The organism is Streptomyces cynarae, from assembly GCF_025642135.1.
In the GTDB taxonomy this organism is placed as follows: Bacteria; Actinomycetota; Actinomycetes; order Streptomycetales; family Streptomycetaceae; genus Streptomyces; species Streptomyces cynarae.
Genome location: NZ_CP106794.1, coordinates 77,795 through 97,814 on the forward strand (window position 1 = coordinate 77,795; position 20,020 = coordinate 97,814).

Annotated in this window: 4 protein-coding genes; all 4 read right to left on the minus strand. The window is 68.7% G+C overall.

Annotated features, from left to right (window positions below; all coding sequences use genetic code 11):
- Positions 1 to 2: 2 nt before the first annotated feature.
- The 4 genes from N8I84_RS41415 to N8I84_RS41430 all read right to left on the minus strand — a co-directional run bounded on the left by N8I84_RS41415 (position 3) and on the right by N8I84_RS41430 (position 19,949).
- Positions 3 to 8,738 (minus strand): non-ribosomal peptide synthetase, encoded by an 8,736-nt coding sequence (locus N8I84_RS41415; protein WP_263235144.1) that lies wholly within the window; start codon positions 8,736 to 8,738, stop codon positions 3 to 5.
- The gene (locus N8I84_RS41420) at positions 8,738 to 19,276 is read right to left on the minus strand and encodes a non-ribosomal peptide synthetase (RefSeq protein WP_263235146.1); all 10,539 of its coding nucleotides are present in this window, start codon (positions 19,274 to 19,276) and stop codon (positions 8,738 to 8,740) included. The genes N8I84_RS41415 and N8I84_RS41420 overlap by 1 nt, the downstream gene beginning before the upstream one ends.
- 67 nt (positions 19,277 to 19,343) lie before the next feature.
- A complete protein-coding gene (locus tag N8I84_RS41425) occupies positions 19,344 to 19,568 on the minus strand; it encodes an MbtH family protein (RefSeq protein WP_263235468.1) in 225 nt (74 codons plus the stop codon).
- A 39-nt stretch (positions 19,569 to 19,607) separates the two neighbouring features.
- The gene (locus N8I84_RS41430; RefSeq protein WP_263235148.1) at positions 19,608 to 19,949 is read right to left on the minus strand and encodes a phosphopantetheine-binding protein; all 342 of its coding nucleotides are present in this window, start codon (positions 19,947 to 19,949) and stop codon (positions 19,608 to 19,610) included.
- Positions 19,950 to 20,020: the final 71 nt, after the last annotated feature.

The window sequence follows — 20,020 nt, forward strand, 5'->3', positions numbered from 1 at the left end:
CCTCAGATCCGCGCGTACGAATGGGGGGTCCGGTCAGCGTCCTCGCCCTGGGCACCGAGCACGTCACGTACGTGGCGACGTCGTTCGGGAGGGCCTGCCAGAGAGGCGAGCACCCCTTCCACGGTGGCCATCACCGCCGACGCGGCCGACTCGGAGTGTGTACGCCGATCGAACAGGAGCCGCAGACCGATCTGGCGGGCATCCTTCAAACAGAAGGTCAGGGGATAACCTGTGCTCTCCATAATGTCGCCCACGGAGAGTGTGGTGCCTGCGCCGTCGCCCTGTGTCTCCGGGTAGCCCTCGACCACGACGATGCTGTTGAACAATGCTGTCCGGGGCGGCGCGCCGCTCCATCTGTGCACGTCCGTGAGCGAGCTGTGACCGTGCTCCCGCAGGTTGATGTGGCGTTCCTGTACGTCGCTGAGCAGCGCCGCAACAGTCCGCTCGCCGGGGAAGGACAGCCGGAAGGGCAGCGTGGCGATCATCGGCCCGATGATCGTTTCGACCCCGTCGATCTCCGCCGGTCGGACCGCGAATGTCGATCCGACGGTGATGTCCAGCCTGCCCGACAGGTGACTCACGGCGATCCCCCAGGCCGCGAGTGCCACGGTTCCCAAGGTCACGTCGCATTCCGCCGCAAGCAGCCGCAGGGCATCCGTCGCCTCCGGCGTCAGGACGGACTCGACCAGACCGGTGCCGACGTCGCCCGGATCGTCCTGGGCCACCGACGCCGGCGTATGACATGGCATGTTTTCGAAAACACCACGCCAGTAGCGCTCGGTCGGCTCCGGGCGCCGGGCGGCCAGCCACTCCACGTACCGACGGTAGGAGACGGCCGGGGGCAGTTGGGCCTGCGTTCCCGCTAGGCGAGCCCGGTAACAGGCCATCCATTCGCCCAGCATTAGGGCCACGCTCCAGCCGTCCAGCAAGAGATGATGGTAAGTCAGGAAGACGACGAGCTGCTCCGCGGAAACAGGCACGACCGCCAGCCGGACGGGGGCCGTGTCTGACATCGCGAACGGCTCGGCCCTTTCCTGTACGGACAGGGACCGCAGGTCGTGCCGCAGGTCCTCGAAGGGCCGGCCACGCCAGTCGAAGATCCGGGTGGGGATCGCGTGTACAGGGCGTACGACGTGGACCGGTTGGGGCACCCCGCGCCAGACCACTGCGCTGCGGAGCACGGGATGCCGGGCGACGACGTCCTCCCATGCCGCCCGGAAGGCGTCGAGGTCGATGCGCCCGGTAATGAGCAGTTCCTGCTGGTCCCGGTAGTAGGCGTGATCGGGATGCAGCAGGGAGTGGTACAGCATCCCTTGCTGAACCGACGACAGTGGGAACACGTCCTCGAGGTCCGCATGGACTGCGACGAGCGTGTCGAGCTCCCGCTGACTCAGATCAGCGGCCGGGAAGTCCGAGGGAGTCGTGATGGCCCGATTCCCGACGCAGTAGCGGGTGACCTCTTCGACGTATCGGGTGAACCTCTCGGCCAGCTCGGCCACGGTGTCGGGGTGGAAGCGGTCACCGGAGAAGATCCACTCGGCCTCGAACACGCCGTTGTGGATGGCCGCTTCGATCTCGATGGCGTGGCTGCGCCGTTGGTCTGCGCTCCGCTCCGCCCCTAGAACCGCCGGTAGTATGCGCAGCGGCCCCCAGTCCATCCGTGACCGGTCCACCTTGCCCTGGTAGTTGAATAGCACGGGGGGCTCGGGCAGATCGCGCAGCGCTTGACCCCGGGGCCCGGGGGTCAGGTAGCGCAGGATCCCGTAGTCGAATCCCTCCGTCGGTGTGGAACGCAGCCGCTGCCGGACGGCACGGACCGCCGCCGCCGTGCCGCCGCCCTCCCCGGACGGAATCGGCAGGCGTACGGGATGGACGCTGGTGAACCAGCCGACGGTCTCGCCGACGTCGATGCCGGTTACAGGGTGCTCCCGTCCGTGCCGTTCGACGTCGATTGGGACGGCTTCACCCACCCACTCCTGCAGGGTCATCGCCAGCGCGGTGAGCAGCACCTCCTCCACCGTCATCCGTGCGGCGGCGGGAACTACGGAGAGCGCCTCGGTGTCCTCCGGGGACAGCCGTACCGTCACCGATCGCGACCTGCCCACGGTGTGGTGACTGGCCGTGGCCGCGCCGGGCAGTTCCGGAGCGTCGGCGAGGACACCCGTCCAGTACGCCACGTCCACGGCCGGGGCGGCCGACTCGGCGTATCGGCCCAGCGCTTGCGTCCAGCGGCCGAACGTCGTCGTTGGCGTCGGCGCCGACCAGCGAGCGCCGCGTAGCGCCGTTTCGTAGGCGTCCGATAGGTCGACGAGGAACGGGCGCCACGACATGGTGTCCACGGCGAGGTGGTGCACCGCGATCAGCAGCCGCGCCGGACGGTCGTCACCGAGATCGAAGAGCGCCGCCGCTACGAGGGGTCCCGACGTCACGTCGAGGGAGGCCTGGAGCCGGTCCGCCTCGGCTGCCAGCCACCCCTCCGAGTCCTCTGACTCGACGCACGACACCAGCCGTAAGGCGAAACCATCCTCGATGGGCGCGACCGTCTGGTGCCAGCCGTCCGGCAGTCGTGTGTAGCGCAGTCTCAGTGCGTCGTGCCGGTCGATCACCCACCGCAGTGCCGCGTCCAGAGCAACCAGGTCGGGCGCGTCGAGTTCTAGCTGGACGGATTGGTTGTAGTGGTGGAGCTCCGTCAGGTTCTGGTCGAGGAGCCACTGCTGGATGGGGGTGAGGGGGAGAGGCCCGTCGAGGGGGGTGTCGGTGGGCCTCTCCTCGGCTGGCTCCTCGTACACATCGACGTAGGGGGCCAGTTCGGTGATGGAGGGGTGCCGGAAGATGTCCTTTGGGGCGATCTGTAGGCCTGCCCTGCGGGCTTCGGCCGCTAGCTGCATGGTGAGGATGGAATCCCCTCCAAGGGCGAAGAAGTTGTCCTGGACGCCTACCTCTTCGATGCCGAGGACACGGCGCCAAAGGTCCGCGATCCGTTCCTCCAGTGGACCGGTAGGCGCCTGCGCGGATCCGGTGTCGTGGGTCTCGGTGAGCGGCAGGGCCGCGAGCGCCTTGCGGTCGACCTTGCCGTTCGGGTCGAGGGGCAAGGCCTCCAGGAGCACGATTACCGATGGGACCATGTAGGCGGGCAGCCTCTTGCCGAGCCAGCTGCGCAGCTCGTCGGCGTCGGTCTCGCCGCCGGGGCTGACGACCGCGTGCGCGACGAGCCGCCGACGCCCGCTGCCGACACCGGGCGCTGTGACCACTGCCTGGCGAATCCCGGGATGCGCCGTGAGCGCGGTCTCGACCTCGCCCGTCTCGATGCGGTACCCGCGGATCTTGACTTGGTGGTCGCGACGGCCGACGAACTGAAGGTTGCCGTCGGGGTGCCAGTAGCCCAGGTCACCGGTCCGGTACAGCCGGCCGCCCGGTGAGCTTGAGAACGGGTCGGGAACGAACTGCCGGGCCGTCTGGCTGGGGCGGTTGCGGTAGCCGCGGGCACAGCACACGCCGCCGATGTAGATCTCCCCCTCGACCCCTGGCGGAACCGGGTTGAGCCATTCGTCGAGCACGTAGAGCGTGGTGTTCCAGATAGGCTTGCCGATGGGCACGAGGTCTCCGGTTAGCGGCCCGCCGACGACGTATGCGGAGTTGGCAACAGAGGCCTCGGTCGGCCCGTACTCATTGAGCACGCGCGTGCCGGGGTCCAGTCCGCGCCAACTGTCCAGGACGCTCGTGGGGAAGCCGTCCGCACCGACCGCAAGGACCGCAGCTAGAGTGCCCGCCTCGGCCGCATCCAGGCGCTGGGCCAGCAGCTCGAGGTGTCCCGGGGTCAGCTTGACGAATCCAAACGGCGAATGCTCCACGAGGAGGTCGGTCAGCTCCTGGGGGTCGGTGGTCTCCGGGATGAGGTGGACCGGTTGCCCGAGCACCAGGGGCACGTAGAGGTTCGGGACGATCATGTCGAACCCGAAAGAGGAGAACACTGGCGCACCGCGATCGGAGAGGTGCGCGTAGTGGCGCGAGCACCAGTGAACGTAGTTCATCAGGCCCCGGTGGTGGCACATCACCCCCTTGGGCTGGCCGGAGGACCCGGACGTGTACATCACGTAGGCCAGGCTGTCCGGCGTCGCCAACTCGGCGGGGTCGGAGGCTGGGCGGTGTACCAGCTCCTCCTCCATTCGGTCCAGAACGCACAGTTCCGCGGCGTTCAGGTCCAGTTCGCCCAAGAGGCCCTCGTGCGTGACGACGACGCTCAGGGCCGCGTCACGGACGACGTGGGCGAGCCGCTCGGGGGGATTGTCCGACGCCAACGGCACATAGGCACCGCCAGCCTTCATGATGGCCAACATGGCGACGACCATGTCGGGTGTCCTGGTCATCTGGACGCCTACCAGGGTTTCGAGCCCGACACCGCGTGCGCGGAGGGCATGGGCAAGCCGGTTGGCCCGCTGGTTGAGCTGCTCGTAGGTCCACTCGCCGCTGCGGTCGCCGTCGTTGTACCGCAGGGCAACCGCGTGGGGGGTGGCCGCGGCCTGGCGGGCGAAGAGCGCGGGCAAGGTTGCGTCGTCCGGATACGGCGCGTGCGTGTCGTTCCAGCCCAAGACGAGGTCACTCCACTCATCGGGAGCGAGCAGGCATACTTCCGCTAGCCGCCGTGCGGGGTTGTCCGCGTAGGCGGTCATCACGCTGCGAAGGTGGCGGACGAGCGCGCCCACCACCCTGTCGTCGAGGCGGTCACGCTGGTAGCGCAGGCGGATGGTGAGGCCCTCTCCCGCCTCGAGCATGACGACCAGCGGATAGCCGGTGGTTTCGACCGTGGTCACGTGCTCAACGCGCAGCCCGCCCGCCGTTCGGTCCGCATCGGTCCCGTTGAACCCGTCGACGACGACGATGCTGTCGAATAGGGCGGTGCCTCGGGGCACGGCGCTGACGGCTTGGACATCCGCCAGGGCCGCGTAGGAGTAGTTCCGCCCCTCGACTAGTTGCTCCTGGAGGTCCCGGAGCCAGTCGTCGAACAGCGTGTTCGGGACCGGCTGGGTGCGCACCGGCACGGTGTTAATGCAAAGGCCGACGAGCTCGGTGGCTCCGGGCAGGTCGGGCGGGCGCACGGACACCGTCGAGCCGAAGACTACATCGCCCTCCCCGCTGTAGCGCGACAGCAGGAGTGCCCAGGCGCCGTGGAAGAGCGTGCCGAGGGTGAGTCCGCTCGCGCGGGTCACCAGCTCTAGGCGGCGAACCAACGCGCTGGGCAGCTCGACGGCGACCTCTCCGTTCGCGGCGCCGGCCCCCTGATCGGCGCGGCCGAACGCGACCGGCGTGGGGGCGGTGAATCCCGCCAACCGTTCGCTCCAGTAGTCGCGCGCCGCGTCGTGGTCCTGGTTCGCGAGCCATTCCACGTACTGCCTGAAGGACGGAGGGGTCTGTGGGGCCTGTGGTGCTTCGCCGCACACGAGTGCTGTGTAGACCTCTTCCACCTCGTGCACTAGGACGGGCAGGCTCCATCCGTCCAACAAGAGGTGGTGGTAGCTGAAGACGGTCTCCAGCAGTTCGTCCGACCAGCGGATCACGGTGAGCCGGACTGGCGGCTCGACCGCGATGTCGAACCCGATGTCGCGGTCCTCCGCCAGCAGCCGGGCGAGGAACCCTTCCCTGTCGCCAGCCTCAGTGCTGGGACTCAACACCCGAACCGGCAGTTCCGCGCTCTCCAGTACCCGCTGGCGGGGCCCCGGCAGGCCGTCCCACTCGACGACGCTGCGCAGCACGCCGTGCCGCCGTGCCGCTGTCCTCCAGGCCGCGCAGAGCGTCTCGGTCTCCACGGGCCCGTGCACGCGGTGGACGGTCTGCTGGAAATAGTCGGACGCTCCGGCGGAGTACTGGCTGTGAAAGAGCATTCCGGCCTGCATCGACGTCAGCGGGTACGGCTCGGCCGGCTCGAGTGTGTCCGCGGACGGCAGTGTCCCGTCGGCAGGCGGATAACCCTCGACGGCGACGTTCCCGTCCGGTGCGGGCACCGCGACTCGGGCCAGATGCCGCACGGTGAGCTGCAGTACGTCGGCTGGCTGGACGAGCAGGCCGGCCCGCCGGGCCACGGCGGCGACGCGGACGGCGCGCACCGAGTCTCCGCCGAGACCCGGAAACGTATCGTCCAGCCCAATGCTGACCTGACCGAGCACCTCGCCCCACACCTGCGCGACGAGCCGTTCCGCCGGCGTGACTGGCAGTGCCGTGGACCTGCGCACCGCGACGGGCGGCAGGGGGTCAGGCAGTGCGGCTCGATCGATCTTGCCGTTCGCGTTCAGCGGCAGGGCCTCGAGAACGACGATCTCACCGGGAACCATGTAGGCGGGGAGCTGATCGTCCAGGAAAGACCGGATTGAGGCAGCGAGTTCCCGCAGCCGGGCCCCGCGCACCGGATCGTTCACCATGCGGCGCAGCTCATCGGGGCCGGGTGCGCCGATCGCGGTCGCGGCCGGCCTCGTTTCCGCCCGCAGCGGTGCACCGACCGGATGAAAGACGAGGTCGCATGCGTCGGGACGGCCGTCGCCGCGTACCGTCTCGGTCATCCGGAAACCGAGCCGCTCCGCCAGGGACCGCACCCGCTCCCGGTCGGGGGCAGCCCGCACGCGGCGCACCTCCCCTGCTGTCTGTACAAGCTGTCCGAGGCTCACCGTGCCGGCTGCGCAGGCCAGGCCGCTGGCCGCCGCCACTGCGAGGGCGCGGCGTGCGTCCGGCACGTCGCGGACGCCGCAGCCACCGGGTGCCGACCGCAGAAGTGCCTCGAACGAAGCACTCGTCATGCGGCGGTCATCCCAGTCCGTCCACCGCAGTGGTGGAGCAAGCGGGGTTCCCGCATCAGGGCCGGGGCCGCTCCCGTCCGTGGGCTTGCGGACGACCACGCGGTAGCGGAAGGGGCCTGCCCCGGCCGGGCCCGCGAACGACGGATGGATGTCGACCGAGGCTACGCGGGCACGGTCCTGGGCCAGCGCCTCGAAGAAGCGAGGATCCGCGGCAAGCTCGTCCGTCAGCGTCAGCAGCTGGCCCACCTGACCGGCCAGGGCAGCGCAGGTGTCGTACGGAGAGCGCCGGGCCGCCTCCGTCACCAGGGCTTCTCCAGCAAGCAGACGGAGATCGCGCAGGCCGTCGATGATCACCTGCCCACCGGGGGCGCACCGGTCCAGGGCGGTTTCGATGCCGGTCCTAAGCGCATCCGCGCCGGCCGAACCGGCAGGATCAAGGAGGACGGATGGCACACCGTCGCCGCGGCCGGTGGAGTCGTTCGGGCGCACCACCGTGCCCGGTGCAGGGTTGGCTTCGCCGTCGCCGCCCGGCGCGGGAACGACGTAGGCCACGAGCCCCTGGTCGCGCCCTGCTGCGCGGGAGGGGACGACGACCGCCTGCCGCACCCGTGGGTGACCGAGAATCGCAGCCTCGATCTCGCCCGGTTCGACGCGGAACCCCCGGACCTTCAGCTGGTGGTCACTGCGGCCGAGGATCTCGACGGTCCCGTCGTCGCGGCGGCGTCCGATGTCTCCAGTCCGGTAAAGCCGGCGGCCGGGGACTGGCGAGAAGGGATCGGGCGTAAACCTTTCAGCCGTCTGCGCAGGCTGTCCCAGATAGCCCTGTGCGAGGCCAGAGCCGCCTATGTAGACCTCGCCCCGCTCCCCAAGCGGGATGGGCTCTAGACCAAAGCCGAGAACGTGCACGCTCGTCTGTGCGACGGGCCGCCAGTCGACGGTCCGGCCGCCTTCACCGAGCCTTCCGACGGCTGACCAGATAGTCGTCTCCGTCGGCCCGTAAAGATCCCACGCGGCGCATCCGCTGGACACTAGCCAGTCGGCGAGATCGGGGGGCAGTCGGTCGCCGCCGCAGAGCAATTTGAAACCCGCCGGCGGACACCAGTCGTGCTCCCTCAGCAGTTGCCAGGTCGCGGGGGTGGCCTGGAGGACGGTGCCGCCGGCCTCGTCGATCAGATGGGCCAGCCTCGCCGGGTCCATGGCCTGGTTTCGGCTCGCGATGACCGTGCGCCCGCCCACCACCAAGGGCAAGAAGAGCTCGAGCGCGGCGATGTCGAACGACACCGTGGTGACCGCCACCAGGACGTCATTGGCGTCGATGCCCGGAACGCTGCGCATGGACCACATGAAATTGGCCAGTGCCGCGTGGGGAACGACGACCCCCTTGGGCACACCGGTCGAGCCGGAGGTGTAGATCACGTACGCGACAGAGGCCGGATCGAGGAGCGGCAGGGCAGCGGCATCAGCTTCCGGCCCGGCCAGGACGTCGTCCAGAGGCAGGGACGCGGGCCCGTCCGGGGGAAGCCAGTCCGGACGGACGCAGCCCGTCAGCATCAGCCGCACACCGGCCTGTTCCACCGTACGGGCGAGCCGGGCCGCGGGAAGACCGGGATCCAGGGGTACGTATCCCGCACCGCAGCGCAGGACGCCGAGAAGGACCACCGGGAGGTCGACGCCCCTCTCTATGGCCACGCCGACGAGGTCGCCGGGCCCCGCGTTCTCGGCGCGCAAGCGGCTGGCGACCCGACCGGAGCGCTCCCACACCTGCGCGTACGTCAGCTCGCTCGCCCCGCAGGAAACGGCGAGCGCATCGGGCATGGCCAGGACGTTCCGGTGGATCAGCGCAGGCAGGGAGTGCAGGGGCACGTCAGCGGCCGTGTCATTGAGCGAGGCGGTCTCCTGGTCGTCCTCCGCGGGCAGGAGCGTCTCCCGGGTGACAGAGTGATCTTCTATCATCAGATTTCGCTTCCGTCCTTCAGGATGTCAGTGAGGACATCCGCGACGTACTGCACAGAAGGCATCTCGAGGAGCTCGGCGTGGCGGCCCGGGACGGGGTGGACCGTCACGGTCCCGGAGGTCAGCGCCTGCCAGTCCTGCAGCCGCACCTCGTTCGTCAGCCCGGATCCCTGTTCTGTGCTGCGCAGAAGGTGGATGTCGGCCGCGACCGTGCCGTCGTAGCGGTAGGTGGTCGTCGCCTTGCCGTTGGCCGTGTACACCCGAACCATCCGCCGGATCGACTCGCTGTCGGCGAGGTTCGACATCCGTTTCCCGGCACGCTCGTACCGCAGGATCTCCTCTATGAGCTCCTCCTCGGTACTGCTTTCGAGGTGCTGCTTGTAGAGCGCCATGTCGGACACCACACGCAGTAGTTCTTCCTTGAAACCGCCCTCGGCGCGGGCAGTATCTGTCCGTGGCCTGAACACCGGCGTGTCGAGGATGCCGAGCAGGGCCACCGACTCGCCGGCTGCCTCAAGTTGCCGGGCCGCCTCGAAGGCCACCAAGCCGCCGAATGACCAGCCGGCAAGTCGGTAGGGACCGGCGGGGCAGACCTTCCGGATCGCCTCCAGGCCTGCCCTGGCGATCTCCTCCACCGTGGTGAACGGCGCCTCGTCGGAGTCGAACCCGACAGACTGGAGGGCGTACACAGAGGGCTGTGTAACGAGCAGTCCGGCTAGTTCCAGATAGGCAGCGGCCGAGCCGCCTTGCGCTGGGAAGAGGAACAGCGGCGATCCGTCGTTGCCCCGGCGCAGCCGTACCGGAGATCCATCGCGCGGGGCCATGAGGTCCCGCAGGGCGGTGGAGAGTTCGGCCACGGTGGGGTTCTGGAAGAACGCGACGAGCGGGACGGTCACTTCGAACGCGGCACGCACCCGGTCCACTGCAACCATGGCCCGGATCGAATCTCCGCCGACCATGAAGAAGTTGTCGTGCACGCCGACCCGGTCCAGGCCCAGCACGTCGCTCCAGATGTCCGCGAGCGTCTGCTCGGTGGGGGTCTTGGGGGCTTCGTAGTCGGTGGTGGCCAGGGTGGCTCGGAGGGCAACCGGTGCTGGCAGGAGCCTGCGGTCGACCTTGCCACCCTGGCTGAGCGGGAGGGCGTCCAGGACGGTGTAGGCGGCCGGCAGCATGTAGGCGGGCAGCCTCTCCCGGAGGAAGTCGTGCAGTTCCGAGCCGCCCACCGAATTGCCTTCTTCGAGGACGACGTACGCGGCGAGCCGTTTGTCGCCGGGCTGGTCCTCACGTGCCGCCACCACGGCCTCGCGCACCGCCGAGTGCTGGAGCAGCGCGGCCTCGATCTCCCCGAGTTCGATCCGGTAGCCGCGGATCTTGACCTGGTGGTCGATCCGTCCGAGGAACTCCAGTTCACCGTCCGTGCGGAACCGGGCGAGGTCACCCGTTCGGTAGAAGCGCGCGCCGGACACAGCGCCGTGGGGGTCGGGTAGGAACCGCTCCGCGGTAAGTCCGGGCCGGCCGAGATATCCCCGGGCCACCCCCTCTCCGCCGATGTAGAGCTCCCCCGTCACCCCGACTGGTACCGGATCCAGACGGTCGTCGAGCACGTACATCCGGGTGTTGGCGATCGGCTTGCCGATCGGCACCAAGCCGCGGTAGCCGACGTCCTCGGGGACGGTGTACACGGAGCAGCCGACAACGGTCTCGGTCGGACCGTACTCGTTGATGATCCGCGCGCCTGGAGCAATCCGGCGCCAGCTCGCCGCGGTCTCGGGCCGCATCTCGTCCGCACCCACGACGAACGTGCGCACCGATTCGACCGCGCCGGGCGGCAGCTCGCCTCGTAGCACATCGAGATGGGCGGGCGTGATCTTCAGCAGGCTGAAGTCCCCAGGCTTGCCTAGAAGTTTCGCCAGTTCCGCCAGCGCGTCGTCCGGTGGCAGCAGTGTGACGTCTCGGCCGCCTATGAGCGGGAGGAAGAAGTTCGGCACGGACAGGTCGAAGGCGATCGACCCCAGCATGGGAGCGCCCGACGCGCCGTCGAGCCCATACCCCTCGATGCACCAGAACAGGTAGTTGACGAGGCCGCGGTGGCTGATCATTACGCCTTTGGGGCGCCCCGTCGATCCAGACGTGTACATCACATACACCAGGTTGTCGGAGTTACCGATCACCTGCGGGTCCCGTGCCGACCGCTCCTGGATCCGTGGCCAGTCGACATCGATGCGCACCACCGGCACGGCCGCGCCAGAGAAGGATTCGGCCAGCGTCTGCTGCGTCACCACCGCTTCCGCCGCCGAGTCGGTCAGCGCGAACGCCCGACGCTCCGCCGGATGCCTGGGGTCCAGAGGCACGTACGCCCCGCCGGACTTCACAATGCCCCACAGCGCGACCAGCAGCTCCGTGCTGTGCTCGAGGCAGACTCCGACAACGGTCTCGGGTCCGACACCTAGGTCTCGCAGGTGATGGGCGAGACGGTTGGCCCGCTCGTTCAGCTCCCGGTAAGTCACGCGCTCCTCGCCGCACACCACGGCGACCGCATCGGGCGTACGTCGCACCTGCCGCTCGAACAGCTCCTGTAGGCAGGCGTCACTCGGGAATTCAGCATCGGTGGCGTTCCATGCATCGAGCACCAGCCTGCGCTCTGCGGCGGGCATTACCGCCACGTCGGCGACGGGCGTGTCCGGTCCCTTCGCCAGACCCTCCAGGACCTGGACAACATGGGAAAGCACCCGTTGGGCCGTTTCTCCGTCGAATGAATCGAGAGCGTGGAACAGCTGCAGGGAGAGGTCACCGCCAGCGTCCACCTGCAGGACCAGTGGATAGCCCGTGCCCGGGCTACCGGTGGCCTGAGCGGGGGTGAGGGTTAGTCCTCCGGCGCTCGGCCCGTCCGGGCCGTTGGGCGTTTCTACGACCACGATGCTGTCGAAGAGGGAACTCCCGGCCGGCACACCCGCCCACCGCTGGACGTCCACCAATGCACTGTGCTCGTGCTCCCGCACGGCCAGCAATCGCTCATGCACACCCGACAGGAACTCCCCCACCGACTCCCCGTCATCCACCCGCACCCGCAACGGCACCGTATTCATCAACAGCCCCACCATCCGCTCCACACCAGGAACGTCAGCGAACCGCCCTAACGACACCGAACCGAACACAACATCCGACAACCCGCAATAACGATGCAGAACCAAACCCCACGCCGCCTGCACCACCGAACCCAAAGTCACCCGCAACTCCCGGGCAACCCCCTCCAAACGCCCGACCACCCCCTCATCCACCACACACCGCACCACACCCGAACCACCCACACCCGAACCCCGACCCCCAAGAACCAATGGAGTCGGCAACGACACCCCACCCAACACACCCCGCCAGAACTCCTCATCCGCCCCCACATCACGCAACCCCAACCACTCCACAAACCCCCGGTACGACACCGGCTCCGACAGGCGCGGGGCTGCACCGTCCTGGCTCAGACCGCCGTACAAGGCGATCAGGTCGCCGAGTACCAGCGGCACGCTCCAGCCGTCGAAGAGCATGTGGTGCACGGTCCATAGAAGTCGGTGGGTGCGTTTACCAGTGCGGATAAGACGCATCCGGTGCGCGGGGCCGCCGTGGACGTCGAACCCTTCTTTGCAGTCGCGCTCGAGGAGCTCTGCTAGGGCCTCCTCGCGTGCGGAGGCATCGAGGTGCGACCAGTCTTCGTACGCGAGGCCGGGCGCGGCATCGTGCCACACAAGCTGCAGTGGCTGCGGCAGGTCGTGCCAGGCAAATGTCGTCCGCAGCGTGGTGTGCCGGTCGGCGACCTCGGTCCAGGCGCGCTCGAATGTGTAGGGATCCAGGTCGCCTTTGAGGTCATAGAGGAACTGGCGCACGTAATTGCTGGGGTCGGGGTCGTACAGCGAATGGAACAGCATGCCTGCCTGCAGCGGAGACAGCGGATAGGCGTCGGCGAGTAGCATGAGGCCGGTCTGGCGCTGCGCCGCGATCGCCAACTGCCGTATTCCGGTACGGTCTAGGCCAGCCAGCTCGAACGGCTCGCGGTGCACCACGGCTGGGGTGGCAGCAGCCACGTCGCGCGAGGGCCCGGCCGCCACGATGGCCGAGGCGAGTTGCGCGATCGTCGGAGCGGCGAACAACTGGCTCGGCTTTACGGCGACGCCCGCTGCCCTGGATCGGGTCGCGACCTGAATGGCGACGAGAGAATCACCGCCGAGGTCGAAGAAGTTGTCCTGTGCGCCGACCTGCTCGAGGCCCAGGACCTCCTTCCAGATGACGGCGAGCGTCTCCTCAACCGGTCCGCGGGGCTCGACCAGGATCGGACCGGTCCGGCAAGCCCGGGGGCCGGGGTCGGGCAGGGCCCGGCGGTCCAACTTGCCGTTGACGGTCAACGGGAGGGCGTCGAGGACGACGATGGATGCCGGAACCATGTAGGCCGGGAGGTGCCTCGCGAGTGCTGCGCGCAGGGCCTCACTGTCGGGGCCGGCGGCGTCCTCGGGTACGACGTAGGCGACGAGCCGCAGGTCACCGGGCCCGTATTCCCGCACCACCGCCGCCGCGTCCCGGACTCCCGGCTGGGCTGCCAGCACCGACTGGACCTCGCCCAGCTCCACGCGATAACCGCGGATCTTGACCTGGTCGTCGATGCGTCCGATGAAGTCCAGCGTGCCGTCCGGCTCCTCGCGGGCGAGGTCTCCACTGCGGTAGCGGCGGGACCCCGGCGGACCGAACGGGTCCGGCACGAAGCGCTCCGCGGTCAGTGCGGGACGGCGCAGATAGCCACGGGCGACGCCTGCACCGCCGATGTAGACCTCTCCCTCCGCTCCCGCTGGCACTGGAAGTCCGTGCTCGTCGAGGAGGTGGATCCACATCTCCCCGAGCGCGCGGCCGATCGGACTGCCGCTCGCGTCCAGGTCGTCCTGGGTGATGCGGTGGTAGGTTGAATAGACGGCGGTTTCCGTGATGCCGTACATGTTGACCAAAGCTGGCCGCTCGAGTCCGAACCGGGAGATCCACGGGTCGAGCTCGGTCGGGTTGAGCCGCTCCCCCGCGAAGACCACGGCGCGCAGGGAGAGTCGCCTAGCCCTCGAATCGGCAGCGGTCGCCGCTGCGGCCAGCGGCCGGAACGCCGAGGGCGTCTGGCACAGCACCGTCACCCGCTCCCGGACCAGCAGGTCCAGGAGGTCGTCCGGAGAGCGGGCGATGTCGAACGGCACGACGACGAGCTGCCCGCCGTGAGCCAGGGCGCCCCACATCTCCCACACGGAGACGTCGAAGGCGTACGAGTGGAACAGGGCCCACACGTCCTCGGGGCCGAAGCCGAAATGTTCGTCGCCCAGGGCAAGGAGCGACCACAGCTGGGAGTGAGTGAGGCACACGCCCTTGGGCCGGCCGGTCGAACCCGAGGTGTACATCGTGTAGGCAAGGGAGCCGGGGCCTGCTCCCTCTGCCGGGTTCTCCGGTGAGCGGCCCGCGATGACCGCGGCGTCGCGGTCGAGCACCACCAGGCGGCCGCCGTATACCTTCTCAAGTCGGTGTGCCGCGTCCGAGGCGGAGATCACTACGGGGCTGGCGGTCTCGTCGAGGATGTATGTCAACCGGTCGACGGGGTGCGCCGGATCTAGAGGTACGTAGGCACCACCGGACTTGAGGACGCCGAGCAGTGCCGGAATCAGATCCGGGCCGCGTTCGAGGCTTACGCCGACGATGGTCTCGGGTCCGACGCCCAGGTCCCGGAGGTGATGGGCGAGGCGGTTGGCCCGCTCGTTCAGCTCTCCGTACGTGAGACGCTCTTCGCCGCACACCACGGCGATCGCATCGGGTGCGCGTCGCACCTGCCGTTCGAACAGCTGGTGCAGACAGGCGTCCGGCGGGAGTTCTCCGGCCGGGGTGTGTCGGCGTGCGGGCTCGTTCGTGCGGCCCACCTTGGAGAGCAGGATGTCCGGGCCCTCGGATAGATCCCTCAGGACCTGCACCAGGTGGTCGAGCACCCGCTGCGCGGTCTCCCCCTCGAATGAGTCGAGTTCGTGGACCAACTGCAGCGAGAGCCCGCGCTCGGCATCGACTTCGAGGAGCAGGGGACACCCCATGTCGGGGGCGACGACATCGTCGTCGACCGGCGGGAATGCGGAGCCAGCCGGGCCACTGCGCGGGGTGAACCTGTCGAAGGCGACGATGCTGTCGAAGAGGGAACTCCCGGCCGGCACACCCGCCCACCGCTGGACGTCCACCAATGCACTGTGCTCGTGCTCCCGCACGGCCAGCAATCGCTCATGCACACCCGACAGGAACTCCCCCACCGACTCCCCGTCATCCACCCGCACCCGCAACGGCACCGTATTCATCAACAGCCCCACCATCCGCTCCACACCAGGAACGTCAGCGAACCGCCCTAACGACACCGAACCGAACACAACATCCGACAACCCGCAATAACGATGCAGAACCAAACCCCACGCCGCCTGCACCACCGAACCCAAAGTCACCCGCAACTCCCGGGCAACCCCCTCCAAACGCCCGACCACCCCCTCATCCACCACACACCGCACCACACCCGAACCACCCACACCCGAACCCCGACCCCCAAGAACCAATGGAGTCGGCAACGACACCCCACCCAACACACCCCGCCAGAACTCCTCATCCGCCCCCACATCACGCAACCCCAACCACTCCACAAACCCCCGGTACGACACCGGCGCGGCGAGCGCTGTCTCCTCACGGCCCGCCGCGATCTCCGCGTACCGGGTGAAGAGTTCGTCGAGGACAAGCGAGATGCTCCAGCCGTCGAGCAACAAGTGCTGCACGGTCCAGACGAGCCGGTGCCGGCCTTGGGGCAGCATGACGAGGGCGAGCCGATGCGCGGGCGCGGCCGGGCCGAGGACACAGCGGTCCATCTCCGCCAGGAGGGTCTCGCGCAGTCCCGTGGCGGAATCTGTGGTCCCGGTCAGATCCACGATGGTCACGGGGCGGTCGAGCTCGCGGTGGACGATAAGGAGCGGCCTGGGCACGCCGTCGATCACGCAGGTGGTGCGCAGTGCATCGTGTCGGCGCGCCACGTCGGTCCATGCCCGGCCGAGTGCGTCAGGGTCGATGTCCGCCGGGGTCTCGAAGGTGAACTGGCGCAGGTAGCCACGGGACCCGGTTTCGTCCAGCGAGTGGAAGAGCATACCCGACTGAAGGGGAGACAGTGGGTGAATGTCCACTACGCCGTCGGCAGTGACCTGCGGGTGAACGGCTGCTATCCGGCGGAAGAGAGCGCCGAGTTGCTGAGCGTCGAGTCCGGAGCGCGGAAAACGGCCCTTGGCGGTCCGGGGTTCCGGTGCGGGCGCCGGCGAGGCCTCGCGGACCGACCGGCCGGCCGTCACGGCAGCCAATCCCGCCACAGTATGGTGCGCAAAGACGTCGTGCGCAGTCATCCGGTATCCCGCCTCACCCGCCCGTGCGGCGACCCGCATTGCGAGGAGAGAGTCACCGCCCAAGGCGAAGAAGTCGTCTTCGACACCGATTCCTTCGGCCCCGAGGGCGTCGGCGAAGATGCCCGCAAGCTGCCGTTCCGCGGCGGTGCGGGGTGCACGACGGACGGCGGTGTCGCCAGTGGGCTCCGGCGCCGGCAACCTGAGATGGTCGGGCTTGTGGTTCTGGTTGAGCGGGATCTCCTCGAGGAGGCGGAAGCTCGCCGGCACCATGTAGGGGGGGAGCTGGCGCACGAGCCACTGGCGCAGGTCCGCCTCGTCGAGCGGCGTTTCCGGATGGGGCACCAGGTACGCGGCGAGGCGCTTGCCGGCGGTCGGATGGTCCCACGGGACCACCACCGCTTGCCGTACCGCAGGGTGTCCGACGAGCGCTGCCTCGACCTCGCCGGGTTCGACCCGGTAGCCACGGATCTTGACCTGGTTGTCCAACCGTCCCAAGAATGTGAGCTGTCCGTCGGGGCGTCGGCACACCCGGTCGCCTGTCCGGTACATGCGGGCGCCCGGGGCAGCGGCGAACGGGTCGGGGAGAAACCTGCCCGCCGTCAGCGCCGGTTCGCCGAGGTAGCCGCGGGCAAGCCTGTCGCCTCCGACGAACAGCTCGCCGGAGGTGCCCGGGGGCACCAGCTCCAGCCGTTCATCGAGCACGTAGCACGACGTCCCTGCGACGGGGCTGCCGATGGGCAGCGACAACCGGGAGTCGTCCCAGGCCGATGCGTGCGACGCCGTGCTGATCACCGAGTTCTCGGTTGGTCCGTAGACGTTGACCAGGTCGGTGCCGGGGAGTTCCCGTGCCATTCGGCGCGCCGCGCGGACCGGCAGCACGTCACCGCCCACCAGGAGTTTGCGTAGACCGGACAGCGCTTCCAGGTGGTGGTCGACAACCACAGCGAAGAGAGCGGGCGTCAGTCCAGCCACGGTGACGTCCGGTTGTGCGAGCCGATCCGCGAGGTTGTCGAGCGACTGGGCACCAGGCTCGAGGGTCACCACCTTCCCGCCGGTGAGCAGGGCGCTCCAAACCATGTACACACTGGGGTCGAAGGCGATGGTCAGGTGCCATAGCATGCCGTCGTCGGCACCGATCCGGAGGGATCCGGGTCGCAGCACGGTGCCCAGCACCCCACGGTGCGGGACTCCGACGGCCTTCGGGTCGCCGGTCGAGCCCGACGTGAAGATGACGTATGCCAGGTCGGAGTCGAGGTCGGCCGGCTGCGCCATCGGCACATCCCGGCCGTCCTGCCCATTCCGGATCAGGTCGGGCACCGGGTGCACACGGAAGTCCGGCGACCCGCCGCGGACAGCAGGGCCGGCGGTGACCAGGTGCCGCGCTCCGGCCACTGACAGCATGTGCGCGATGCGGTCGTCCGGGAACATGGGGTCCAGGGGAACGTAGTGCCCCCCCGCCACGAGGATTCCGGCCATCGCGGCGACGGCCTCGTAGCCGGCGGTGCCAAGGAGCCCAACCGCGTCACCGGGCCGGACGCCGTCGGCGGCCAGCGCGGCGGCGACGGCCCGGCTGTCAGACCATAGTCGGCCGTAGGTGTACTCCTCGGCCCCCTGCACCACTGCCACCCCATCTGGGCGTGCCTCGGCCACGCTCCGCAGGACAGCGTCGATGCGCCGTCCCACTCCCTGGGACCCGTCGTTCTCGGTGCTCGCGGCCGATTCCGCGTTGAGCTCCCGCACCGCCAGTTCGTACTGGTCCCCGGGGAGCGCGGACAGCGAAGACGCCGGTGCATGGGGGGTGTCGGCCAGCCGCGCAAGGACCGAGACGACGTGCTGCAGCATGCGCTTGATCACGTCAGCTTCGAACAGGGCCGTCCGGTACTGGAGGGACAGGTCGATGCCGTCGTCCTGCTCGGTGATGACGAGGGTGAGTTCGAACTGCGCCAGCTCCTGTGGAAGCCAGAGTCGCTCGGCCCGCAGCCCGCCGAACAGCCCGACTCCGCTGTGAGGTTCCTCCTGCTGGATGGCAACCTGGAAGACCGGGGTGCGGTGCGGTATCCGCTCCGGCCGCAGCGCGTCGACGATCTGGGCGAAGGACACGTCCTGTCTGCTGAGGGCAGCGAGGACGGCGGAGCGGGCACTTGAGAGCATTTCACCGCCCGTGGGGTCGCCCGAGAGGTCGACCGGAAGGGGGACAGTGTCGGCGAGCATCCCAACGGTGTCTTCCAGCTCGGTGGTGAAACGTCCGGCGAGAGTGGTTCCTAGGGCGAACCGCTCCTCCCCGCTGTAGCGTCCGAGCACGAGCGAGAAGGCGACCAGCCCCATCGTGAACAAGGTGACCCGGTGCTCGGCCGCCGTTTTGCGCACGGCCAGAGCCAAATCGGGCGCGACGGTCCGTGACAGGCACCCGGCGGCATGGGTCGATGCCGCGGTGCCGGGTCGCTCAGGAAGCAGGTCAAGGGTCGCGGGCAGACCCCGCAGCGCGGCAATCCACTCCTCGAGCGCACGGCTCCCGGCCCCGGTAGACTCCACGCGCCGGCGCGCGTACTCCTCGAAGGGGACCGCACGGGCGGCCGGGGGCGCCGCCCGTCCGGTGACGAGATGGTCGTACGCCGCCGCGATGTCACGTTCGACCAGATGTGCCGACACTCCGTCGAGCACGAGGTGGTGGCCGTTCAGCACCAAGAGGTGCTCGTGGGGTGAGAGCCGGACCAGCAGGGCTCGGACGAGGGGGCCCGCGGTGGTGTCGAACGGCGCGGTGATCTCCGCACGGGCAGCGTCGTGGGCGTGGTCGCGCCGTACACCGTCCGGGCGGTCACTCAGGTCGAGGACGCGGAAGGCGTCCTCGCGGGGTTCTGCCAGCACGAGGCCCGGTTCTGGCTCGGCTCGCACCACCGCCGACAACACCCGGTGGAGACGCAGTACGTCCGCGAAGGCGGTGCGCAACGCTACGACGTCCAGCTGCCCGTGGAGCCACATCGCACGGTTGACGCTGTAGACCGCGTCGCCCTGGAGCAGCTGCTCGTGCAGCCATACCCCGTGCTGCGTCGGGGTCAGGGGGAGGAACGGACCGTCGCACGCACGTGGGCTGCTCTCATCCCGCCCCCCTGCCGAATCCATGCCAGAAGCACTCATTGCAGCCCCCTCACTCCGTGTTCAATTCCAGACAGAACTCAGTGGAACAGGCTCAAACCTCGGCCGATTCCATTCGGAGCCGCAGGCTCAGCGGCCGCATGTCGGTCCACACCGTCTCGATGTGCGCGAGACACTCCTCCTTACTGCCCGACTTCCCTTCCGGTCGCCAGCCGTCCGGAACTTGGCGGCCCTCGAGCCAGATTGAATACTGCTCCTCATGGTTGAGTACGACGATGTACCGTTCCTCGTCGCGGTTTTCCACGGTTCCCTCCTTCATCCCGTCGACCATCGGAGAAGCGGACCCGCCACTGCTGGTTCACCAGTCACCGTTCCACCGGCTCGCATCGCCGGTCAGGGCCGACGGTGCGACGGCCCCGCAGCCCTCGGCCGTCAGAGTGTCGAGGCGGGCCGCGGCCTCCGCGATGGTCGGATGGTCGTGCACGAACTGCAGAGGGAGTTCCGCGCCCGTGAACTCACCGAGCCGCGAGATGATGCGAATGACGTGGAGCGAATTCCCGCCGAGCACGAAGAAATCGTCCTCCACGCCCAGGTCGTCCGTGCCGAGGACGTCCCGCCAGATGCCGAAAAGCACTTCTTCATGACGCGTGCGCGGCGCTAGCCGGATTGAATCCTCGTCACCTTCGGCCGTCTTCTCCATCGTCTCTCCTCATTGCGGGGTTCCCCCATGGGCCGACGAGAAGTTATGTGTGGTCTCTATCGCCGCGCTTT